We start from the raw sequence: 24399 nt of genomic DNA on the forward strand, positions 1-24399 counted from the left end.
ACGGGGACATTCCGCATAAAAGCGAAACACCCCCGTAACAATCGTTCGCCGCGAGCGGGACGCGTTAGCAGACCCGCAGCTCAAAATGATGCCCTACAGGCGCTCGCGAACCGCCTCGACAACGTTGGCCAGATCGACCAGCACCTCGTCATGGCTTTGCATGTCGCGCACCTTGACCTTGCCGGCGGCAAGCTCGTCGCCGCCCAAGACCAAAATGAGCTTGGCGCCCACCTTGTCGGCCTGCTTAAACTGAGCCTTGAGCGAACGACCCTGATAGTCTGCCTCGGTCACGATGCCTGCGGCGCGAAGCTTCTGCGTAATGGCAAAAACGTTCTGACGCAGTTCCTTGCCGGCGTTGGCAACGTAGACACACGGAGCCTCATCGGCACCCAGGTCGCTGCCAAAGGCCTGCAGGGCCAGCAGGGCGCGCTCAAAACCGACGGCGAAGCCGACACCGGCCGTGGGCTTGCCGCCCTCGAGCTCGACCAGGCCGTCGTAGCGGCCGCCGCCACCGATGGAGCCGACGCCGGCGCCGGGGGCCTCGACCTCAAAGACGGTACGGGTGTAGTAGTCCAGGCCGCGCACCAGGGTGGGATCCTCGACATACTCGATGCCGGCGGCATCCAGATAGCGCTTGACCTGCTCGTAGTGCTCGCGGCACTCGTCGCACAGGTTGTCACCCATCAGCGGGGCCTCGGCCATGATCTCGCGGCAATGGTCGTTCTTGCAGTCGAAGGCGCGCAGCGGGTTGAGCTCGGCGCGCTCGCGGCACTCATCGCACATCTCGTCGGCGTGATCGAGAATGAACTGCTTGACCTGCTCGCGATAGGCCGGACGGCACTGGGCATCACCCATCGAGTTAATGAGCAGACGGAGCTTGGAAAGATCGAAGCCCAGACGCTTGTAGAACTCCATGAGCATAATGATGCACTCGGCGTCCGCAGCCGGATCGGGAGCACCGAGCCACTCGATGCCCACCTGATGGAACTGACGCAGGCGGCCCTTCTGGGGGCGCTCGCCGCGGAACATGGCCTCGGCATAGTAGGCCTTAAACGGCGTGGAGCCCTGGGGCACCAGGTTGTTCTCCACGACGGCGCGCACCACGCCGGCAGTGCCCTCGGGACGAAGCGCCAAGCGCTGTTTGGGCTTGAGCTTGGCATCGGTGCCCTCGGTAAAGACACGCTCCAGGTTGGCGCCGCTAAACACGCGGAACATCTCCTTGCGCACGACATCGGTCGACTGGCCGATGCCGTGGACAAACACGTCCACCTGCTCGATCGCGGGCGTCTCGATGGGCTTAAAGCCAAACGGCTCGAACACGCCGGCAGCGATCCGCTGCATCTTTTGCCAGGCGCGCATCTCGGCGCCGATAAGGTCGCGGGTTCCCTCCGCCTTCTGTGCCTGCATGGGCAAACACCTTTCTTTTAGTATCGCGTCATAGGTAGTGGTCATTATACGGCACAAAAACAAAACGCGGCGACGCGTCTGACCGAACGAGGGTATGGGAGCTCGTTCGGCCAGACGTGCCGCCGCTGCAGCCGATCCGCTTTCCTCCGCCCCCTTCGAATCACACGATCTGTTGGGGACAGAGGAAAACGGATCATTTTGTATGCCCGTGGCCGCCTTGGAAACCGAATGATGGTACGAGCATCCATTCGGCTTCCAAGGCGGCCACGGACAGAACGCAGGGCGAACAGAAAAGAGCGACGGACGTCTACTCCCCCGCCACGCTCGCACGCAGCTTAGCGGCGATGGGCTCGGATGCCAGCAGGAATACGAGCATGACCACAGAACACACCAGGCACACGATCCAGGTGCTCGCAAAGGAGCCCGTGGCATCGAACAGCACGCCCGAGACAATGGCACCCACGGTGCCGCCGACCATCTCGAGCGAGGTAATGGTGCCCGTGACCTTGCCCAGATCGGCCATGCCAAACTGCTTGGACGCGGCGATAGTGGGCGTGATGGTGCCCATGCACGTTCCGACACCAAAGCTCACGGCAGCCACGATGGGACCAAGATCGGTCGCGGGGAAGCACAGGGCGACGCAGGCGATAATGCACGCAACGGATCCCAACACGTTGCCAAAACGTAGGCCAAAGCGATCGTAAATGACGCCGAGCGAAATCTTGGCGATAACGACGGTGACCATATAGGCCGAAAGCACAGTGCCCGCCCACACGGGGTCGTGACCGCCCGTGACAATCTTGGCGCCGTTGACGGTAACGCTCGTCATGTTGGTGACCTGGTTGGGCAAGATGGCACCGTTAACGAGGCCCATAAGGAGAAAGGCGACGACAAGCAGCCAAAACGCCGGGCTCTTCTTGATGCGAGACCAACCGACGTTAACCTCGGGAGCCGTGTGCTCGTCCTTGTCGCCAGCTGTCGAGACGGACGGATCGCCCGGGTTCTCGCCGAGCGGCTTAAGGCCTATCTCAGAAGGCTTGGTGCGGAAGGAATAGGCCGTGATGGGCAGCGCCGCCACCATGCAGATAGCCGCGAGCACCAGGAAGGCGGAACGCCAGCCAACGCTCACGATAAGCGAGCTCACGGTGGGAGACAGAACAGCGCCTCCAAAGCCCGAGCCCGAAAGTGCTATGGAGATCGCAAGACCTCGCTTGGCCGTAAACCAGTTGGCGGTCACAAGGCTAATGAGCAGGCGGGTCGAGGCGACGGCAAAGCAGCCCGAGACGGCAAAGAGCACGTAGACCTGCCACAGCTCACCGACAAAGCTCATCCCGGCAAGAACGGCAGAGGTGGCGATAACGGTAAGGGAACCCAAGATGCGACCGCTCACTTTGTCGGCAACATGGCCAATGACAAGCGAGCCGACAACGCTCACCACGGTTGAGATGGCGTTGGAGATGTTGTACTGAGCAAGGGAAATGCCCAAGTCGCTCACGATAAGCGGCTGAAACAGGCTCATGCAGTTAACGAAAATCGTGTAACACGTGGCCATGATGACAAAGCCGGAGGCCACGACGAGCCAACCGGGGAAGAATTTATGCTGCTGGGACATGGATTACTCCTTGTGGTCGGCGATATAGCCCAGGGCGACCGCCGCATAAGCCGCGGCGCCGAGCGGCAACTCGGCATCGCTAAAGCGTGCCTTGGGATGGTGCTGGGCAAAGTGCTCGTCCGTATCGGTCACAGCCGCACCGAGCGTAAAGTACGCGCTCGGTATCTCACTCGAGATAAGCGCAAAGTCCTCGCTCGCCATGGCATGGAACAGAGGCAGGAAGGCGGCCTTGGGCAACGTCGCACCCACATAGCCAAGCGAAGCCTGGGTCATATCGTCATCGAGCACGAGCGGGGGAACATCCGAGAGCGTCTCGATAGTCGCCGGCGTACGATAAGTCGTGGCAACGCCTTTGACGACCTCCGCGATGCGGGTCTTGAGGTGCTCCATGAGCTCAACGTCAAAGCCGCGCAATGTTCCCTCGAGCACGCAGGTGTCGGGAATCACATTGGCCGCTTGGCCACCGGCAAACTTACCCACGGTGAGCGCGACCTCCTTGGCCGCCGGCACCTCGCGAGCGATAAGCTCCTGGAGCGCCAGGTGCACATGCACGCCTGCCGTGATGGGGTCGATGCAGATCTCGGGGCTCGAACCGTGACCGCCCTTGCCCTGCAGCGTGATGCGGAAACCGTACACGCCCGAAAGCGCCGGGCTGCCGTAGAGCACCAGGCCAAGCGGCGACTGGCCGTTGACATGCATGGCAAAAGCCGCCTGAGGACGCGGGTTCTCGAGCAAGCCGTCGGCGATGGCAGCACGTGCCCCCTCAAAGGTCTCCTCGCCCGGCTGGAACAACAGCTTGACGGTGGCATTGGCGTCGACAAGCGCGGCCTCGCGAGCCTTGAGCAGGCGCGCCGCACCAAGCAGCGCCGTCGCGTGCATATCATGACCGCAAGCATGCATGCAGCCATTGGTAGATGCAAAGGGCTCGCCGGATTCCTCGACAACGGGCAGGGCATCCATGTCGCCGCGCAGCATAACGACCGTACCGGCCTGTTCGTCCGTGCAGACGCCATTGCCCTGGGCCGCGGCGGCACCGGCACCGACAAGGCCCACAACGCAGGAACCATCGACGAGCGTGGAAAATGGGATGTCCATCTCGTTCAGGCGCGCTTGGATATACGCAGAGGTCTGTGGGAGGTCGTTACCGAGTTCGGGCATCCGATGCAGATCGTGACGCCATGCGGCAAGCTCATCGGCAAAAGCCTGAGCCTCTTTGACCAGACCGTCGCCAATGGCGGCTTGCGCCGCCGCTGAGGTCTGAAGCGCTGGTTGTGGTTGGAAATCGGACAGAGCTGGTGCCATAGATGCCCTCCAGTAAAGTTTTAGCAGCAAGCACTTTCATACTCTAAAGTGCAGGGCATAACTTTAAAGGCGACGCATAAAAAACGCCGCCCCAGAGGGACGGCGCAACAGATTGTTTACAAACGCGCTCGCGGCTTTTTACGCAAAAAGTCAAAGTGCGTCTCGCTCAAGATAATCGACAGGAAGATGAGCGCAAAGCCGGCAAGCAAACGCGAGGTGAGCACCTCCCCCATCAGCAGCACCGAGAATAGCACGCCCGATGGCGACTCCATCGAAAGCAGTAGTGAGCCCGTCGAGGCCGGGACATGCGCCAAACCCACGTTTTGGATGAGCAAACCCACGCATGTGCAGCCCACCGAGAGAAATGCCATCACGCCAATAAAGCTCGGCGTCCACACGGATAAAGGCGCCTGGGTCTCGAACGGCAGCGAAGAGATCAGGCACAGCACACCGTTGCCCGCAAACATCCAAAACGTGATGACGTTGATGTCCATCTTGCGACCGTACTTAGCGGCCACCGCCATCTGGATGGCAAAGAAGACCGCGCCGCCCAGCGTAATAACATCGCCGACATTGAACTCGACGCTATCAAGCGCCACCAAGCCAATGCCCGCCAGACACAGCAACGCGGCGCCCAAGTTGTAACGGGTAAGTTTTTCGCCGCTTAGGACATAGCTCGCAAACGGAACCAAGATGCAGTACGTGCCCGTCAAAAACGCGCTTTTGCCTGCCGTGGTCTGCGCCAGGCCAATCGTCTGCAAACCGTAGGCACCCCACATGAGCGCGCCCATGCCAAGTCCAACAATCAGATTTCGAGCGTTGAAATGGGCAACAATGCGCTTGTGGAAGACGGCAAGCATGACCAGCGACGCCGGAAGAAAGCGAATGTAGAGCAGCTCGAACACCGGAATGGTATCGAGCGCGTCCTTCATGGTGGTAAAGGAATAGCCCCAGATGACCGCTATCGAAAGCAGCAAGACCTTCCAGAACAGCGGCGAGCGCGCACCGGCACCGCGAGAGGCACCGCCGGCACCCAGGTCTTCGCGGGCTACAGGGCTATCGGGCATATTTTCGATTTCAATAGCGGCATGATGGGCCATAGGGCATCCTCGCGCTCGGTCTGGGCGTGGTGTCCGCACGCGCGCGACCGCATGCCGCCTCATGGTCAAATAAAAACGGGACGCGCCGGACCCCCGGCACGCCCCGCAACTGTAGCAACAATCAAGCAGCCCACGCAATTCAGCCCACTAAAGTATCGAACACAAAAGCCTCGATGCTCCGGCAACATCAGCGTTCACATTGTTGCGCTAGATTAATTTAGTACTCTCCAGCTTTTCGATAATCCAGTCGTTGGCTTTGATGACCGGACGGCGGAAGACCACACCCAGGGCCAGCGACGGAATCAGATAGCTCGCCAGAATACCCAGCTCAACCCAGTACTCCATATGGTAGGCGCCAGCCATGGCAGCATGCATGGCATTGATGCCATGGGTAAACGGCAGGAACGGATAGATCGCCTGGAACACGGGGCCGGTCATCTCGATGGGGAATGTACCGCCCGAACCACCGACCTGCATGACCAACAGCACGACAGCGAGCGCCTTGCCGATATCGCCAAACGAAACCGTAAGCGTGTAGACGATATTGGAGAACACGAGACTCGCGATCCAGCCCGCCAACACAAACTGCAGCGGGTTGTCGCACTGGATTCCAAAGAACAAGATATCGCCGGCGCACACGAGCGTCGCCTGCAGCAAGGCCAAGCCGCCAAAGAACAAGTAGCGGCCCAAATAGATCTCGTGCAGGCGTACGGGGATGAGCTCGTTGATAAGCTCATCGTCGACCGAGACCTTCATCATGGCTGCCAGCACAATCGAACCCACCCACAGCGACAGAATCGTATAGAACGGCGCCATGGCCGAACCGTAGTTGCGGATCGGATAGACCGGCTTGCGGTCGAGCGCGACGGGGCCGGAAAGCGACACGGCCAAACCCTCGGGATCGTTGCCGATCATCGTCTTAATCGTCGCAAGATCATCCGACATCAAGGCACCGTCGAGCTCGTCCTTAAACGCGCCGATCTTGTCCGACGCCTCGCCCAGCTGATCGGAAACCTTGTTGACCAGCTTTGCAGCCTTGGAGAGGCCCTTTGCCAGCGAACCGGATGCATCGGTCAGGCCGTCTACGGCGCTATCCAAATCGCCCGAGATACCATCGAGCGAGTCTAGAATGCCCGAGACGGTCTTCTTGAGCTCCTTGGCCTTAACCGAGAACGTGGAATCGTAATCGGATTTGGCGCCCGCAATGCCGGCCTTGGCATCGGCGATGGCCTGATCGACCTCGGCACGCGTGCTGTTGACCTCTGCCATGCTGTCAGAAAGGGACTTAGCAGTTGCCGTCAGGTCCTTGGCGTTGTTGCGATACTCCACCGCAATCCTGCCCAGCGATGTTGCTACAGACTTAAGGCTCTCCTGGAGCTTTTCGTCACTGACCTGCTCGGCAAAGCCGCGGAGCTGGTCGGCCGTGGCGTCGATATCGTCGGCACGTGTATTGAGCGCCGCCGCGGCATCGTTGAGCTGGGACACCGTAAGGTCCACATGCTGGTTTGCGGTGTCGAACGCCTTCGCGAGCTCGGCAGACACATTGTCGAACGAGCCCGCGCTTCCGTCAATCGCCGCGTCAACGGCATCGTTGGCGGCCTTGAGCGCTTCCTTGGAATCATTGATGCCGCTCTTGGCGTGTTCCATCAACTGCTTGGTCGACTCATCGACGGTACCCGTCTGCTGGAGCATACCGCTCGCCGACGTCAGCGAATCGGACGTGGAGCTCAAAATGCCCGCAAGCGACGTTGCGCTGGCCTGAACGCCCTGCAGGTCCTGGACCGAATCGCCGAGCGTCGAGGACAGGTTGGCGATAAAGTTGCTGACCTGGTCGGTGCTCATGTAATCGAGCAGGCTGGACACCGTCTTAAGACCGATGCTCGTAATGGTCTCGGTAAAAGTTTCGTTAACCTGGCTTTGAACGGCGTTCGAACCCTTCTCGGTCACGATCTGCGCGATGGCGTTGGCCTTCTGGTTCTCGTAAAACTCGATATCGGCGTGCTTCACCTCAGTCGAGAAAAGCGTCATCATGTCGGCGCTAAACGTTTTAGGGATAACGACGGCAGCGTAGTACGCGCCCGACTTAACGCCCTCGATCGCCTTATCGCGGTCGTTGAGGACAACCCAGTCGAAGTTCTCGTTGCCGCGCAGGGTGGCGGTTACGTTTTCGCCCACGTTGACCTCGACGGGAATCAGATCGCTCTCGTAGCCCTCGTCGGTGTTGACCACGGCAATCTTAAGATTGCCGGTGTTGCCGTACGGATCCCAGCTGCCGGCGATGTTAAACCACGCGTACAGACACGGCACGATAATGAGGCCCATCACGACAATCAGGCCGATCACGGAGCGAGACACGTTTTGGACATCGCGCTTAAACAGATGCAGGATGTTCTTCATTTATGCCTCACCTCCTTTGGAGTGCTTGCCAAGCGCGGTGGTATCTCCATCATTTGTGGCTGTGCTGTCGCTGCCCTGAGATTTATGGTGCGATCCTATATGCGGCAAGCGGCCCGCGGACTGATCGCCGCCCTTGGCACCACGCTCGCTGGCGTTGAGGCCAAACATGTGGCGGGCGGCAGGAATGGCGGCCGTGTGTTCGCGCATCTCGCGACGCAAGTCCTCATCCGAAAGCGCCGAGATGCGCATCTGGGTATTGAGGCTCGCGCGGATATATTCGATATTGATAAGCCAGCCGCAGATAGCAATAACCGAGATGATCCAAATGACAAGCAGGATGATCTTGCCGTTATTGTCGATATCGAGAACCGTCGACAGGACAAAGAGCAGGACCTGAACGCCCACCACGGCGGCAAAACCGCCCTTGATGTAGTAGGGGTAACGGTGCTCAAAGGTCACCGCATGGTCGAGCAGTTCGCGACGGTACGAATCAGAATCGAGCATGACACGCATGGCCGTGCGCAGCGAGTAGCGCTGGCGCGGCAGGTCGTTGGACTCGCAAATCATCATACCGGTCGTGGAAAGCTGTTTATCAAAGAGCAGGTTAAGGTTGAGCAGCAGCGGACGCAGCTGCAGGCCGATAAAGAGCGCCACGATCAAGAACACGCCCAGAATGCACAGGTTAAACAGGTAGTTGAACGAATACATGCCGCCGACCGTCTCGCGCAGCAGATTGATGCCGTAGGTAAAGGGCAGCAGCGGATGCAGCCACTGGAAGAAGCCGGGCATCATCTCGATGGGGTACATGCCCGAAGAGCCCGGAATCTGCACAATGACCAGGATGACGCCGATCGCCTTGCCGATATGCTTAAACGTGGTGGACAGCGCATAGATGATATTGACGTAGGTGAACGAAATGGCGATGCCGCCCAGCACGAACAGCAGCGGGCTGACGCACTGCACGCCAATCACCAGATCGCCTACCGTAACGATAATGGCCTGGAACGCGCCCAGGATCACCAGTAGCAGCCAGCGGCCAAAGTAGCCCTGACGCGCGGTAAAGCTGCCGATGCCTTCGCGGTCGACCTCGAGCTTGTAGATAGCGATAAGCACGTAGCCGCCCACCCAAAGCGCCAGATTGGTATAGAAGGGAGCGATGCCCGAGCCAAAGCTCTTGACCGGGAAAATTGACTTGGAAGTCAGCTCTACGGGAGATGCCATAAAGTCTGCCACGTCATTGACGTCGACACCCATCAGTTCAGCCAGCTCGCCCATGGACTCGGAGGTCTGCAGCGCCGCAATGTCGTTGGCGGCGGTTGCGAGCTTGTCCTGGACCTTGGCAAGCGAGGCATCGGTCTGGGACAACGTGGTCTTGGCCTGACCGAGCGTAGCGTTGAGTTGCGAAAGTGTACCGCGCGCACTTGCAATAGCAGGCGTGAGGCCAGACACGATTCCCGTCAGATCACCCGAGACGGCGGCAAATGAATCAAGCGCGCTCGAGGCCTTCGGCAGCGCGTTTTGACCCAGGTCCGTCTGGGCCTGGCCAAGGTTAGTCGCACCGGTCTGGATTGCGTTATTGATAGCGTCGCTGGCACCCGAGACAGCCGCGGCGTCATTCGCCATGGCGCTCGACTGCGCAGACAGACTATCCTTGATGCTCTGAAGCTTTTCATTCTGCTCGCGGAGCAAATCGATGGTCGATACAATGCGCGCGTCAATTTCCTCGGAACCTGTCGACGTGTCATTAACGAGAATTTCCAAGTGCCCGATAACGGCCTTATTGTGGTCGATCGTCGCCTGGAGAGACTCAAGCGAGTTGTCGATACGGGTGGTCGTAGATGTGACCGTGCCCGTCAGCTTGCCAATCGCAGCGTTCGCGGAGGCTGACGTCTTGGTGAGCGCAAGGCTGCCTTCCGAGAGCGCCTTGGAGAGCGAGGTGATGGAATTACCCGCCGTGGCGCGCGCCTCGCCCAGCAGGTCGTTGCCCTGGGAGATCGCCTGCGTCAGCGACGGCGCCTGACCCTGTAGACCGTCAAGTGCTGCATCTGCCGAGGCAATGGAACCACTCGTCTTATCGATGGCGGCATTCATGTCGCCAATCGAACCACGCACCTCGCCCAAGGTATCGGATGCTTCGGACACCGAACTTGCCAGCGAATCCTGGGTCTGGGTTGCCTTGTCCTTTAAATCGACTCCGGCATCCTTGGCGATACCGGCAACAGTCTCGCCCGCCGTGGAGACAAATTCCGAGTTGATCTGCTCCTCGATGGTGCTTGCACCGGTGTCGGTAACCTTGGGCGCAATAGCGCTCTTCTTCTCATTGACGTAGTACGTAAGCTTGGGCTGATGGTAGTTGCCGTCGAGCATCGAAACCAGGTTATCCGAGAAGTTCTTGGGGATTACGATGGCCGCATAGTACTCACCGCTCTCGACGCCCTCTTTAGCATCGGCCGCCGAATCGACGAAGGTCCAGCCCAGCCGATCGTTCTCCTTGAGCTGATCGACGACCTTATCGCCCGCGTTGAGCTCGCCCACCAAGTCGTTTTGGGTGCCCTGATCGTTGTTGGCGATGGCAATCTTGATACCCTGGGTGTTTCCGTACGGATCCCAGTTTGCCACGATGTTGTACCAGGCATACAGCGAGGGAATAACGCACACGCCGAGGGTAACCACCAGGGCGACGGGATTCACAAGCAGTCGCTTAATGTCGCGCTTAAATATCGCAAAGGAGACCTTTGCATCGGATAGTTTGCTGCCGAGACTCACGCTTGGACCATCCATCCTGTCGTTGAATCGAATCGTACTATCGATAACCATTGTACGAAGGCGTTTTAACGTCTCGATGCACAATGGTATTGAGTTTTGCGGGTAGCAATATACTACGAAGATGAGTTAGCGTACAGTTGTACAGTATCTTAAATTTCAGCAGGTCACAAAACCACAACCCACACAAATTAGCAACCCAACTAGTCATTGGGGACGCTCTTAAACGACCAGTCAAACAAGAACGTCCCCAACGACTAGTTTGGACCACGGTAACGTCGATGTTTTGGCAATGCCAGCGAGCGGGCACCAGAGCGAACAAATTGGCATGAAAAGAGGACGGCATAGACCTTCTGGTCATGCCGTCCTCTTTGAATGACAAGTTGTCGCTCTGGTGCCCGCGCAGCGTCGACCGGTCCGCCGTTCGTTAGAACGGCGGAACTGAGGGCAGCGTCGAGCCGTTCCGCCGTTCGGCAGAACGGCGGAACCAATTACATAAGCTCGCAGACAGCCGCCGCGAAGGCAACGGGGTCCTCGGGCAAAATACCCTCGACGAGCAGGGCCTGGTCATAGAGCAGGCCGGAGTACTGCTTGATCTTGTCGGCATCGCCCGCCTTCTGAGCAGCGACGAGCTTGGCAAAGACCGGGTGCTTGGCGTTGAGCTCGAGCACACGCTGGCTCTTGGGCATACCGTCGGGCGCACCCTCGGGACCCTTCTGAAGCACCTTCTCCATCTCGAGCGAAAGCGGACCCTCGGTGGTGATGCACGCGGGAGCATCGGTCAGGCGCGCAGAGACGGCGACCTTCTCGACCTTGTCACCGAGTGCCTCCTTCATGGCGCTAAAGAGGTCCTCGTTCTCCTTAGTGGCGTCCTCGGCCTCCTTCTTCTCGTCCTCGGTCGCCAGGTCAAGATCGCCGGTAGCGACATTCTTGAGCTCCAGGTGACGATCTTCGACCTCGGGCTCGGCACCGTCGGCAACAGCCTTCTCGGCAGCCTCGCGGGCAGCATCGTCCTCGTAGATCTTGGGCATATCGACGGCAACGTACTCACGCATAGCCTGGAACGTGAACTCATCCACATCCTGCGTCAGCAGCAGCACGTCATAGCCGCGGTCGAGCACACCCTTTACCACGGGCATCTTGGTCAAGCGCTCACGCGAGTCGCCGGCGGCGTAGTAGATGGCCTTCTGATCTTCGGGCATGCCCTTGGCATACTCGGCCAGGGTAATCATCTTCTGTTCCTTGGCAGACCAGAACAGCAGCAGGTCGGCGAGCTCATCGGCCTTCATGCCATAGCTCGAATAGATGCCGTACTTAAGGCCGCGGCCAAAGTTCTCAAAGAACTTCTCGTAGGCCTCGCGGTCGTTGTCACGCATATCCTCAAGGTCGGCGGTAATCTTCTTTTCCACACGCTTGGCGATAGCCTTGAGCTGACGGTTCTGCTGCAGCGTCTCGCGCGAGATGTTGAGCGACACGTCGGCGGAATCCACGACGCCGCGGACAAAGTTATAGTAGTCGGGAAGCAGGTCGTCGCACTTCTCCATGATCAGGACGTTGGAGCTGTAGAGCGCCAGGCCCTTCTCGTAGTCCTTGCTGTACAAATCGAACGGCGCGCGGCCCGGCACAAACAGCAGGGCGTCGTACTCGAGCGTACCCTCGGCGTGGAAGCTGATGGTGCGCGCAGGATCGTCAAAGTCGTGGAACGTAGACTTGTAGAACTCGTCATAGTCCTTCTGCTCAACATCGGAGCTGCGCTTCTTCCAGATCGGCGTCATGGAGTTAACGGTCTCGAGCTCCTGGTAGTCCTCGTACTCGGGCTTGTAATCCTCCGGCGCGTCCTCGGGCTTGGGTTTCTGGCGGCTCTTGGAGACCATCATTTGGATCGGGTAGCGCACATAGTTGCTGTACTGCTGAATCAGGCTCTTGAGGCCCCACTCGGTCAGGAAGCGATCGTAGGTCTCGGCCTCGCCATCGGCGTCGAGCTTCTCGTTCTCGCGCAGCGTCAGGATGACATCGGTGCCGTGCTCGGCGCGCTCGCCGTCCTCGATGGTATAGCCCTCAAGACCGTCGGATTCCCACACATGGGCGACATCCTCGCCATAAGCGCGGCTGACCACCTTCACGTGGCTGGCGACCATAAAGGCCGAGTAGAAGCCCACGCCAAACTGACCGATGATGTCGACATCCGAACCCTGCTGCTCGGCGTTCTCGGTCTTAAACTCCTCGGAGCCGGAATGGGCGATGGTGCCCAGGTTGCGCTCGAGCTCCTCGGCGGTCATGCCAATGCCGTTATCCGAGATGGTAATGGTGCGGGCGTCTTTATCAAAGGAGACGCGAATAGCCAGGTCGCCCTGGTCGAGCTTGACGCTCGGATCCTGCAGGCTCTTAAAGTTGAGCTTGTCGACGGCGTCGCTCGCGTTAGAGATAAGCTCGCGCAGGAAGATTTCCTTGTTGGTGTAGATGGAGTTGATCATGAGGTCGAGCAACTTTTTGCTCTCGGTCTTAAATTGACGCATGTGCAGTCCTTTCGCGCTACCCCCGTCCGCAAAAACAGCCCGGTTGCCCGAGCCGTATCGCAGACCTGCTATGTTCAGACTTAGATTTTATAACCCATTAGCGCGCATATATACATGCGGAATCGAAAAACTGTATGTCCGAGCACTCCGATGCGCCAATTGCCAAGGAGTGTCCCCAACTGTCGACAGAAAAGGAACGTCCCTATCTGCCATCTACGCGCTTGGCCATCCAGGCATGGGGCTGGCCCTCGTCTTCGTAGTCAACCGGGGCAATTTGTGTGTAGCCAGCCTTTTCATAGAGCGGCAACACGTATTCCTGCGCGTGCAGCTTAATAAGTTTAGCGCCGGCATCGCGTGCGCATGTATCGCTGGCCTCGACGATCGCGCTTGCCAACCCGCGACGACGCATGGCCGGCAGCACGGCGACGCGCCCCATAATGTAGGTCTCCCCCGCGGCGACGCCTTCGTCCAAGTCGCACGCCGGTGGCACCGGAGCCTCCGCATCTGCCGCGCGCTCCAGCTCCTCGGGAAACACGCGCGAGCAGCCGGTGAGTTGGCCATCCACATACAGCGTCACATGGATGCAGCCCGGGTCCTCGTCAATCTGGTCAAACTCGTTTTCATAGCCTTGTTCGTCCATAAAAACGGCGCGGCGCACCAGCGCCGCGTCCTCAAAGCAACCTGTCTTAAGTTGGATATCCAAGGCGGCCCCTTCATTCAGTAAGAACGTTAGGGACAGATTTTAGCGAAAATGAGCCCCGCGCACGCTAAACTTCGCACGCACTTTTGCCAGGCAATCGTAGTGGCCCACGTTATGGGCGTCACTCGCGATAAAGCTGTACAAGTTCTGGTCGAACAGGCGCTGCGCCGGCTTTTTCTCGCGACCAAAGCGCCCACCCGCAATAAAGTCGGCAGAAGCCTGCAGCTTACAGCCCATGTCGACCAGACGCTTAGCAATGCTTACGTCCTTTTGAATGGCACGGTAGCGCTCAGGGTGGGCAATAATCACCTGGCAACCGCGACACTGCAAGTCGTAGATCGTGTTCTCGTATTCCTCAAAGTCATACGAATCAGCACGCGTCGAGAGCTCAAGCAAAAGCTCGTTTGAGTCATCGAAATGCAGGCGGTCGGCCCATTCGATGCCCAAATCCATGAGCTTGGCATGATTGACCTCAAAGCCCATCTGCAAATGCATATCGCCCGCATGCGCGCAAAGCAGTCGATAGGCCTCCCACATTTTTTCGAAGTCAAAATACGGGTCCCGGCAGTGTGGTGTACACACCATGTGCGTAACGCCGACGGCGCGGGCCGCCTCGAGCATCGCCAAGCTTTGCTCGAGGTTCGCCGCGCCGTCATCGACTCCGGGCAGGATATGACAATGGATGTCTCGCATATCGCCCTCTTATCTGCGTCGTTGCTCATTTCTTAAAGCGTTGCGCCTTCGCAGGGATGCCCGTTGCAGCCGCGCCGCCAACAGTGGGATCGACCCCCGCCGCAGCGTTGTTCTGCCCCTTATCCCCGCCATAATACGAGTAATAGTAGTCGTGGCTCGAAGTCTCGCAGTAGTTCATGACCGTACCGATCACGTTGACCTCGGCCTTGTTGAGCTGATCGAAAGCAGCGAGAATCTCATTGCGCTTGGCAAAGTCCTGGCGGACGACATAGATGGTGCCGTCGGTGATCGCGGCGACTTCGGCAGCGTCGACAAACGTGCCCACGGGCGGCGTATCAAAGATGACGTACCGGTACTTTTCCTCCAGCGCGGCGACAAGCTTGGCAAAGCGGCGCGAGGCAACGATGTCTGCCGGATTGGGAATGCGCGGCTCGGCGTCGAGGAAAAAGAGGTTGGGCTGACCGGTGTCGACAACGGCCTCATCGATCGACATCTGATCGGAAAGCACGGCGTACAGGCCGCCGGCATGACGGACGCCCAGCATATTGGCAAGTGTGTGGTGGCGCATGTCGCACTCAACGAGGAGAACACTCTTGCCGCTGGTTGCGATGGCCTTGGCCAGGTTGAGCGCGATGGTGGACTTGCCCTCGTTGGGAATGGAGGAGGTCACCGTAATGGACTTGATGGGCGTATCGACACTCGCAAAGCGAATGTTGGCGAGCAGCGTCTTGGCTGCGTTGTTAAAGGCGAGGGTATCGCCGGACTTCTTTTTACGGGCCATGGATTACTTACCGCCCTTCACAACGGGGAAACGGCCGATAACGGGCACGCCGAGCAGCTCGACGGCGTCATCGACAGAACGGACACGCGTGTTGAGCATGTCGAGCAGCACAACAATCGCGACAGCGACAAACAGGCCGGCCAGGGCGGCAACTGCAATGTAGAGCTTGCGGTTGGGGCCGCTGGGCTGGGTGGGGACCTTTGCCTTGTCGATGACGTTGACGGCCTGGGCGGCGTCGACGTCCTGGGCGACGGTGGAAACCGAGTTGGCCATGGCGTTAGCGACAGCGGCAGCGCCATCGGGGCTGGCACCGGTCACAGACAGCGAGATAACTCGGGTCGTGGTCTCGCTCGTAACACTCACCTTATAGTCAGCCAGGCTGGAAAGGCCCAGCTCCTTGGCGGCACCGCTCTTGACGCTGTCGCTATCGAGCAGCGTGGCGATGTCGTTGGAGAGCATCTGGCTTGCAGACAGATCGTTGTAGTAGCTCGTCTGGCCGCCATCGGTCTTGGCGAGAATGTACATGCTCGTCGTGGCGGTGTAGGTGTTGTCCATCATGATGAAGGAGACGACGCCCATGGCGATCGCGCAGACCACCGGAAGGGCAATGACCAGCTTGAGGTGCTTTTTAAGCAGCTGGAACAGTTCAAGAAGGGTCATGCGGTTCGCCTTTCATTTCCCTAGTTCGTATCGACAAAACTGCTCGTATAATATCGCATATTTCTACCATACCCGAGCTCTAATACATAAGATACAGCGTCCGCGTGTAAGTTGCGCAACAATTCACGCGGCAGCGGAGGCGCGGGCGTACCGTCTAATCCTCGGTTTTTGCTATGCCGCTACGCGAACGGTCCCTCTTGTTGCACGGGAAACGTTACCGTAATGGTGGTTCCCACGCCCGGCTCACTCGACAGGTCAATCGCGGCGTGATGGTACAGAGCGGCGTGTTTGACGATCGCCAAACCCAGGCCGGTTCCGCCACGCGCCTTAGAACGACTCTTGTCCACGCGATAAAAACGCTCGAACACTTTACCCTGCTCCTCGGGCGCAATACCGATACCCGTATCGGCAACAGACAGGTACGGATGACCCTCGTCATTGGTCCCGCAGCGCAGCGTGACCGTACCGCCAGGTCGGTTGTAGCGAATGGCGTTGCTTGCAAGGTTGTAGATCAGCTCGTCAATCAGGCGCGGCACGCCTTCGATCACCATGGGCTTCGTCTCGTGCCCAATGGTCACATTCGACTGCCGGGCAACTTGCTCAAGACGCTGTTCCACCGTCAACATGGCGCGAGAGAGCTCGATGGGTTCTGTGGACCCAATGGGCACCGCCTCGCCCTCGGATGCTCGCTCCACCTCGTCCAAGTTGGAAAGCGTAAGAATGTCGTTGACGAGCGCCGCCAGGCGGCCCGCCTCGCGATAGATGCGGCCACCAAAGTTGCGCAAGTCGTCCTCGCCCTCAACCATGCCGTTTGCAATAAGCTCGGCATACCCCGAAATCGCGGTAAGCGGGGTCTTGAGCTCATGGGTGATATTGGCCGTGAACTCGCGGCGCATTCGGTCGTTGTCCGCTAGCACCGCCATTTGGCGCTTGAGTTCCTGGCGCTGCGACTCGATACGCTCAAGCATGGGGACCATCTCGGCATAGGCGTGCTCATAGCTACGGCGTGGGTGGTCCAAATCCACCTCTTGCAACGGCGCGATGATTGCACGGGACTCGCGGCGCGCCATAAAAAACGAGAGTATTGCACCCGATGCTGCGATAAGCAGCATCGGCGCCACCATCGACAGCAAAATCGCCGCAACGCCAGGCTGGGCTTGCGCCAAGCGGACAACCTGGCCGTTATCAAGGGCGACGGCGCGATACAGCATAATCTCGTCGAGCGTAGAGCTTGCGCGCTCCGCGGAACCCAAACCACTCTCAAAGGCCTCGATGACCTCGGGGCGATCGCCATGGTTGGGCAGTGAGGAAGGCGACGCCTCGTTGTCGTAGGCAACCGATCCATCCTTGTTAATCAGCGTGATGCGCAAGTCCTCGCGATCGAGGCTACGCAAGAACGGGATGGGCTCCTGCTGTTCGTCGAGGGCGGCAGCAATGAGCTCGGTTTCCTGCGCCAGATTGGCACTCGTGGCATCCGCCAAGGTGTTTTGCACAAAGAACGCACCCAGCACCGTAAACGCCACGATAACCGCCATGGCGCAAACAAAGATCGTCACAAAAACGCGGTGCGACAGCGTATGTTTTCCCTGGGGGGCGAAGACCACGGGTTACTCCTCCGATGCGGTGGCCGCGGTGTCGTCACCTTCGGCACCGTCACCGGCAGAAGGCTCGGCCAAGCGGTAGCCCACGCCGCGCACGGTCTCGATGGCACTGGCATGCTCGCCCAGTTTTTGGCGAAGCGTCTGCACGTGCACGTCAACGGTGCGCGAACCGCCGTCGAAATCCCAACCCCACACGCTCTGAAGCAACGACTCACGAGTAAAGACCACGCCGGGCTTGCGCATGAGGTACTCGAGCAGGTCGAACTCACGCAGGGTGAGCTTAAGCGGCTCGCCGGCAACGGTCACCTCGCGATGGCTGGGCGAAAGCACGATATCGCCCACGCTGAGCACATCGCTCGCCTGCTTGACCATGCCGCCGCGACGCAGCAGTGCGCGGCAGCGGCTCGCAAGCTCCATGAGCGAAAACGGCTTAGTCAGGTAATCGTCGGCACCGCCATCGAGCGCCATCACCTTGTCGAGCTCGGTATCCTTGGCGGTAAGCATCATGATGGGCACCGTCTCCGTCAGGCGATCGGCACGCAGGCGACGCATAATCGCCAAGCCATCGGTATCGGGCAGCATGATATCGAGCAGCACGGCATCGGGCACCCGTCGCGCCACGGCAGCCTTAAACTCACCGTCGCACGAAAAGCCTTCGGCCTCGATCCCCTGCTTGCGCAGTGCATAGACCGTCAAATCCCTGATGTTGTCATCGTCCTCGACGTAATAGATCATGTTGAACCCCTTTGCGGCCGGCATGACCGCATCTTAATCCTAAAGGTACCTTTACTAGATGGTATCAGCCAAAACGTCCCGTCAAATAATCCGCCGTACGCGGGTCAGTAGGATTTTTGAAAAGCTGAGCGGTGGGCGCGTGCTCCACCAACTCACCTAGCAAGAAAAACGCGACGGAATCGGATATGCGCGCCGCCTGCTGCATATTGTGTGTAACGACCACGAGCGTGCAGGTCTCTTTGAGCTCGCAGGCCAGCTGCTCCACCACGAGCGTCGACACGGGGTCGAGCGCCGAGGTCGGCTCGTCCATCAGCAGAACATCGGGCCGCACGGCAAGTGCGCGGGCGATGCACAGGCGCTGCTGCTGTCCACCCGAAAGACCCAGGCCCGACTTTTTGAGCTTGTCCTTGACTTCGTCCCACAGGGCAGCGCGGCGCAGGGAGTCCTCGACCAGCTCATCCAGCACGGCGCGATCGCGCACACCCATACCGCGGGGGCCATAGGCGACGTTGTCGTAAATGCTCATGGGAAACGGGTTGGGGCGCTGGAACACCATGCCCACGCGCTGGCGAAGGCGGCAGATATCGTAATCGCCCAGGATATCTTGACCATCGAGCGCAATCTTGCCCTCGATGCGGCAGTCCTTGATGCCGTCGTTCATGCGGTTAAAGCAACGCAGCAACGTCGACTTGCCGCAGCCCGAAGGACCGATAAACGAGGTAATCTGCTTGTCGCGGATCTTGATGGACACATCCTTAAGCGCGTGGTGATCTCCATAGAACAGGTCGAGGCCCTCGACATCGATGCGCGTCGGCGAGGTGGCAAGGTCCTCTGCCGTGGGGCGAGTCGCATCCCCAACTTCGCGCTCATGCGCGGCCTCGGCCTGCGCTTCCATTAGCTCCTCGAGCTCCGTGGGCCCCACAGCCGCAGCAGCCGTCATACCGCATACCTCCACATCGATATCAAATCAGCAGTATCGATAGTAAAAATCGCAGCTCATATATGCGTGAGGGTATTGTCAAGTATTTGTAAGGACCTCCTCGATACGCGACGGGCAATCATATCGACCGTGCACACCCAAGCGTCCGCTCAGACACGAAGATAAACCTTACGCGCCAAACCCCAAGCGGCACAGCCGGTAAACGATATACTCTAGAGCCAAAGGAGACCATCCCGTCGAAAGCGAAATCAGTGAAGCATCTTACCCCTCTTGTAAAGCGTTCCGCGCAGCTGATCGTTGGCCTTGCCTGCGCCGTCGCCCTTGTCGCCGGTATTCCGTCCGTCGCCGGCGCCCAAGTGCTCACGACCGATAACATCTGCGGCAAAGCCGCCGATGCACGCGGCATTGCAGCCGAAGACCTGCCCGATATCGATGCCTCCAATGCGTTTGTCATGGGTAAAAACGGCACCGTCTACTATGCCCGTAGCGCCGACGAGCAAGTCAAAATCGCCTCGATCACCAAGGTCATGACTGCAATCCTCGCGGTCGAGAACTGCAAAATGGACGAGAAAATCACCGTGAGCAACGCGGCGGCAGCCGTAGGCAACTCGACCGCGGGACTCCTCGAAGGCGACGAGCTCACCGTCGAGCAAGCGCTGCGCGGCCTGATGATCCCCTCGGGCAACGACGCCGCCATCGCGCTTGCCGAACACGTGGGCAAAAAACTTGACCCCAAGACCAAAGATGCCGTCGCTACGTTTGTAAAAGCCATGAACGAGCGGGCCAAGAAGCTCGGCTGCACGGGAACGCTCTTCGAGAACCCGCACGGGCTGGATTTTGACGAATGGGCCGGCGATATGCATTCAACCGCACACGATGTGGCATTGATGATGCAAGAGGCCATGAAGGACGACACGATTCGCGAAGTCATGGCGAGCAAAGATCCCTGGATCGAAGTGACGGGCGCCGACGGCTCCGATCATTCGCATTCCATGGATACGCACAATGTTTTATTGGGCCAAGACGGCAATATCGGCGGTAAGACCGGCACCACCGACGATGCCGGATACTGCTTTGCAAGCGTCTACAATCGCGATGGCGACGAGATCTATACCGTTGTCTTGAACTCCAGCACCACCGACCAGCGTTTTGCCGATACGGCCACACTTGCTAGTTGGTATTACGACCACAAGGTAACGGTCGAAATCGCCAATACGCAAAAGAAGACCGCCAACGGAAATCCGCTGATGGCACGTGTCAGTCAAACCGACTGGACAGACAAAACGATCGATGCCACGCTTGCCGACCCCACCGCGCAGGCAACGGTGTTCTCACTCGCCGGCGAAGTGACCGAAAAGGTTAGCTACGATGACCTTTCGGGCACGGTGCATGTTGGCGATAAGGTGGGCAGCGTTACGCTTAAGCAGGACGGCACCAAGATTGCCGTCATGGACCTGGTTGCCGACGAGGAAGGAACGGGGCCCAATCCCATCGAGTGGCTGCTCGTGAAGCTCGACCGCCTGGGCCGCCGCATCGACAACCGCCCGCTCACAGCCGAGAGCGAGACCGTAGCCAAGGCTCCTGAGGTGTAGGGCCAAAGCGTTATCACATCGAACCAAATGAGGCGTCCAACGGGGCGCCTCATTTTTTGAGGTTTCGAATCCCCAGTTAACGTTCTCCATACCAAAAAGGGCCCCTTACGGAGCCCTTTTTCAAATTCGTACTGGCGGAGAGCTGGGGATGTCCGGGCATGCTACGCATGCCCTCCGGCTTCAAAGCCTGGCGGCTTTTCGCCCACGGGCTACAAACGCTTTCGCGTTTGCTTAACGCCCGTGCCCTCTCGGGTTCGAATCCCCAGCTAACGTTCTCTATACCAAAAAGGGCCCCTTACGGAGCCCTTTTTCAAATTCGTACTGGCGGAGAGCTGGGGATTCGAACCCCAGATGCCCTTTTGGGGCATACTCGCTTAGCAGGCGAGCACCTTCGGCCTCTCGGTCAGCTCTCCGTAACAGCCGTTCCATAGTAACCAAACACTCGAATCCGGGCAAGGGGAAATTTTGATAATTGGCCGGCAGGCTTTCCTCCCCCATAAATCAAACCCCTATCCCAACGACCGGCTGAGGGAGCCAAGCTCATCGTTTCCCATCGTGCGCCACATTTGGAAGATGCAGACGCGTGCCAGGAAAAAGAAACCGTTATCGACCAGCTGCACAGCCGCGTCTGCCAGCTGGTTGGACACGGCGGGCACCGGCGGCAGTTCGAGCCCCGCCTTACTGATGGTCTCAACCGCTTCCTCGAACGTCGGTGGCTCATTGACACCCATCTCGTTCATAAGGCCCTGCATTTCCTCCAGTGCGTTGCTACCCGACTCCTCGCCGCGCGGTACCAAGCGGTAGCACGCCAACGCCAGCTCGAGCTGATCGCAGTTCCAGTAGGCAAACGCTAGGCGATAGAACAGGTAGCCGATTGCGGAACGGTCACTGGCAATGCGCAGGCCGTGGCGCGCCACCTCAATGACCTCGTCATAGCGCTCCAGACGCGCCAGCACGTTGATGAGTGCAAAGTGTGATTGCATGGATGAGCGCGCCAGATCGTAAAGATGACGCACCTCGGGCAATGCCCGCTCAAAATCCTCCTGATCGGCGTAAAAGCTGCAAATCTCATGCTGGGCAAAGTACAGCGCATCGGGAGCGCGCAAAATACGAACGGAGCGGTCTTCCTCCATTACCGGCAGCACCATACGCACCAGTTGGTTGTCGCAAAACAGCGTCTGGACCGGTCCTGTCGCCAAAAGCTCGGCAACGGCGCACTTGGCCTCCAGCTCCTCAACAAGACGGGAAAAGCCCTCAAACGCACCCGCGCGGTCGACTTTTGCCCGCTCGCGCAACTCAGCGACGCGCGCCACATACGGGTCATCGCCCTCCTCCATAACCTCAAGCTCATCAGCCGTATCGGCAAGCAGCAGGTCGCGCAACGCCGGCGGCAGCGAACGGTGGTCGTCACGCGGGCGAGCATGAACCTCAGCGGGCTCAATCGAATCCGGCGCGTCCGACTCATATGCCTCAAGCATGCGCTTGCACGGCATATCATCCATATCCATACTTTCAAAATTCTTAGCGGCGGGAACGCAATTGGCCAGATAGGCCGCACGCCCAAAGGAATATGTTGCAATGATGCGCTCGCCCTGCTCGCCATCGGGAGCCGCAATCTGAACGTAGCAGCGCGTAATGCTGGCACCGGCAGCAAAACAAGCCGCTGCTAGCGTGAGCGCCACGCGCGCATCGTGCTCGGTGGCCCATGCTGCGCGCTTAGGCTCATCCACCTCGCGCCAGGCATCATCTTGAGCATCGTATTCACGTTGAGGCATGGCATCCACGACCGAGCGCCCAAACCGAACGAGCATAATCCCCTCGGCAACGTTTGCCCGATAGGTATAGTCAAGCCGCGTGACAACGTTGAGGGCTTCGACCGCGCGCGCAAAACGGGTGCGCACGTCCCACTCACCGCCTGGCTGGCAAGCTACCGTACCCGGTTTGCCCCACGGGTTGTCACTCGAGGCCGTATCGAGCAGTCGGGGAACATCGTTGGTCGTCTTGGCGATATGCCACGCGTCAAAGAGCGCGCAGCCCTCAAGGCTCGGCGAGGATGCCGCAGGGGCCAATCCGGCCCCGATGCGCTCAAGGATGCCGGAGAGGCGGTTAAGACGACACTCGATAGCAAGCAGCATGTCAATCTCGTCTTGGTCCAGCAGGCTACGATCAAAATTGAGATAGAACAGCTTTGAGCGGTCGATACGCGCTAGGCCCATCTCGGACTTGGCAGCGATGGTGCGCAGTCGGGGCAAATCGACCTCGCTCATAAGGGCGGCGGCATAACGCTCGATACCGCTCGGATTATCGGCATGGTCAACGCGGTAGAGCAGCGTCTCGATAGCATCGGGGAGCGGTGCCGTGTTAAAGCCCAAAAACACCTCGACCGGCTCGGGCAACTTTACGAGTTTGATCTTGTTGGCGGTGTTTTTTATACCCTCATCGAGCTCGTCGGCAGGTACCGTGTTCGCAAGAGCGTTTTCGGGGTCGGCAAATATCACGTAGCGCAAGAACATCGAGGCCATAAACTCGCCATAAGGGAGAGCACGGCTCGAATTCCATGTCTCGTGGTCGGACTGCTCACGCATGGCCCCTTCGGGAGAGCCGGCCGTTCGCGCGCAAGCGCGCATTGCACCGTTGGCTCCCCGCACCAAAATCTCGCCAACACTGGAATCGGACTCGTCAAGGACCAATTTCATGTCGGGGTTCTTGGGCAATGGCACTTTCTGAACAGGGCCGTCAACCTTGTAGACCTCACCTGACACGCTCACGTAGCCCAAAAGCGATATGTGGCTTTTGCCTACGAATTCGACGACGTAGCAAGACTCTTTAGGATCCTCGCCAAAAACTTTCCAGACAACACCATACGAGCGCCCCGCGGGTTGCTCTGGCATCGATGGAAAACGCTTTTTGGGGTCGAGAAACCTGAGCTTGTATGTCGGACGCTCTGCCACGAAATATCACCCTGATCGGTCGTCTAGCGAAGGAGTGGTCGCGGACGGACCGCGACATCTACTCGGAATCTTACACGAGTCGATAAGAAATAGTCTCCCGCGGGCGGAGGCGCACGATTCCAGTCGAGTGTCTGGGGTCGAATGGCGGCGTAAAAGAAAAGCCCCCGTTGCCGGAGGCTTTAAAGTCAATTGGTGCGGCGTATAGGATTCCGCGCATCCGCTTCGCGGATCCGCGCCGGCTTCGCCCGCCTGCCGGCGCGCTCGCCCGCTCGCTAAAAACGCTTCGCGTTTTCTTTACGCTCGCGCCTCGACCGAGGTTCGAATCCATGCATGGCTTCCAAAAAAGAAAAGCCCCCGTTGCCGGGAGCTTTAAAGTCAATTGGTGCGGCGTATAGGATTCGAACCTATGACGTTCTGATTCGTAGTCAGACCCTCTATCCAGCTGAGGTAACGCCGCAACGCACGGATTATTATGCACGCGAGGCCCCGACGGGTCAAGCGACAATTTGAAAAAATTTTACGATGTGGTGATTATGCTGCTCGCGCCTCGACCGAGGTTCGAATCCATGCATGGCTTCCAAAAAAGAAAAGCCCCCGTTGCCGGAGGCTTCAAGTTCGATTGGTGCGGCGTATAGGATTCCGCGCATCC

The 24399-nt window shown here is 58.9% G+C and carries 16 protein-coding genes and 2 tRNA genes; 1 reads left to right on the plus strand and 17 read right to left on the minus strand.

The window, feature by feature from the left end; translation table 11 throughout:
* Positions 1-93 precede the first annotated feature (93 nt).
* From hisS to pstB, 14 genes are all read right to left on the minus strand, one after another.
* Positions 94-1407 (minus strand): histidine--tRNA ligase, encoded by a 1314-nt coding sequence (gene hisS, locus ACTQV4_RS07010; protein WP_427729192.1) that lies wholly within the window; start codon positions 1405-1407, stop codon positions 94-96.
* Between the two features lie 307 nt (positions 1408-1714).
* Positions 1715-3019 carry an MFS transporter gene (locus ACTQV4_RS07015; RefSeq protein WP_441569548.1) on the minus strand — a complete coding sequence of 435 codons (1305 nt, stop codon included), beginning with the start codon at positions 3017-3019 and terminating at the stop codon, positions 1715-1717.
* 3 nt (positions 3020-3022) lie between these two features.
* A complete protein-coding gene (locus tag ACTQV4_RS07020; protein WP_441569549.1) occupies positions 3023-4321 on the minus strand; it encodes a M20 family metallopeptidase in 1299 nt (432 codons plus the stop codon).
* Between the two features lie 116 nt (positions 4322-4437).
* A complete protein-coding gene (locus ACTQV4_RS07025; RefSeq protein ID WP_427719031.1) occupies positions 4438-5421 on the minus strand; it encodes a DMT family transporter in 984 nt (327 codons plus the stop codon).
* A gap of 207 nt (positions 5422-5628) precedes the next feature.
* On the minus strand, positions 5629-7818 hold the full coding sequence (locus tag ACTQV4_RS07030) for a YhgE/Pip family protein (RefSeq protein ID WP_441042485.1): 2190 nt from the start codon (positions 7816-7818) through the stop codon (positions 5629-5631).
* Complete coding sequence (locus ACTQV4_RS07035) at positions 7819-10635, minus strand: YhgE/Pip family protein (RefSeq protein ID WP_441569550.1); 2817 nt, start codon at positions 10633-10635, stop codon at positions 7819-7821.
* Positions 10636-11072: 437 nt separating this feature from the next.
* Positions 11073-13097, minus strand: a complete 2025-nt coding sequence (gene htpG, locus ACTQV4_RS07040; RefSeq protein ID WP_427719038.1) for a molecular chaperone HtpG — start codon at positions 13095-13097, stop codon at positions 11073-11075.
* Between the two features lie 202 nt (positions 13098-13299).
* Positions 13300-13800: a GNAT family N-acetyltransferase gene (locus ACTQV4_RS07045; protein WP_427795298.1), complete on the minus strand. Its 501-nt coding sequence runs from the start codon at positions 13798-13800 to the stop codon at positions 13300-13302.
* A gap of 39 nt (positions 13801-13839) precedes the next feature.
* A complete protein-coding gene (locus tag ACTQV4_RS07050; protein WP_441569551.1) occupies positions 13840-14490 on the minus strand; it encodes a tyrosine-protein phosphatase in 651 nt (216 codons plus the stop codon).
* 25 nt (positions 14491-14515) lie between these two features.
* On the minus strand, positions 14516-15271 hold the full coding sequence (locus ACTQV4_RS07055) for a CpsD/CapB family tyrosine-protein kinase (protein ID WP_427748321.1): 756 nt from the start codon (positions 15269-15271) through the stop codon (positions 14516-14518).
* A 3-nt stretch (positions 15272-15274) separates the two neighbouring features.
* Entirely contained in the window at positions 15275-15931 is a 657-nt protein-coding gene (locus tag ACTQV4_RS07060) for a YveK family protein (protein WP_154517680.1), read from the minus strand.
* A gap of 179 nt (positions 15932-16110) precedes the next feature.
* A complete protein-coding gene (locus ACTQV4_RS07065) occupies positions 16111-17535 on the minus strand; it encodes a sensor histidine kinase (protein ID WP_441569552.1) in 1425 nt (474 codons plus the stop codon).
* A 3-nt stretch (positions 17536-17538) separates the two neighbouring features.
* Positions 17539-18267, minus strand: coding sequence for a response regulator transcription factor (locus tag ACTQV4_RS07070; RefSeq protein ID WP_154517679.1), 729 nt, complete (start codon positions 18265-18267; stop codon positions 17539-17541).
* 64 nt (positions 18268-18331) lie between these two features.
* Complete coding sequence (gene pstB, locus ACTQV4_RS07075; protein ID WP_441042480.1) at positions 18332-19207, minus strand: phosphate ABC transporter ATP-binding protein PstB; 876 nt, start codon at positions 19205-19207, stop codon at positions 18332-18334.
* Positions 19208-19458: 251 nt separating this feature from the next.
* Between pstB and ACTQV4_RS07080 the strand changes: the two genes are divergently transcribed.
* Entirely contained in the window at positions 19459-20799 is a 1341-nt protein-coding gene (locus ACTQV4_RS07080) for a D-alanyl-D-alanine carboxypeptidase family protein (protein ID WP_441569553.1), read from the plus strand.
* A gap of 322 nt (positions 20800-21121) precedes the next feature.
* Here the strand turns inward: ACTQV4_RS07080 and ACTQV4_RS07085 are convergent.
* The 3 genes from ACTQV4_RS07085 to ACTQV4_RS07095 all read right to left on the minus strand — a co-directional run bounded on the left by ACTQV4_RS07085 (position 21122) and on the right by ACTQV4_RS07095 (position 24207).
* Positions 21122-21212 (minus strand) — tRNA-Ser (locus tag ACTQV4_RS07085).
* A gap of 96 nt (positions 21213-21308) precedes the next feature.
* Positions 21309-23495 (minus strand): tetratricopeptide repeat protein, encoded by a 2187-nt coding sequence (locus ACTQV4_RS07090; RefSeq protein WP_441569554.1) that lies wholly within the window; start codon positions 23493-23495, stop codon positions 21309-21311.
* Between the two features lie 635 nt (positions 23496-24130).
* Positions 24131-24207, minus strand: a tRNA-Arg gene (locus ACTQV4_RS07095).
* Positions 24208-24399 lie beyond the last annotated feature (192 nt).

The sequence above is a fragment of the Collinsella sp. LCP19S3_B11 genome (assembly GCF_052121915.1).
Taxonomy (GTDB): Bacteria; Actinomycetota; Coriobacteriia; order Coriobacteriales; family Coriobacteriaceae; genus Collinsella.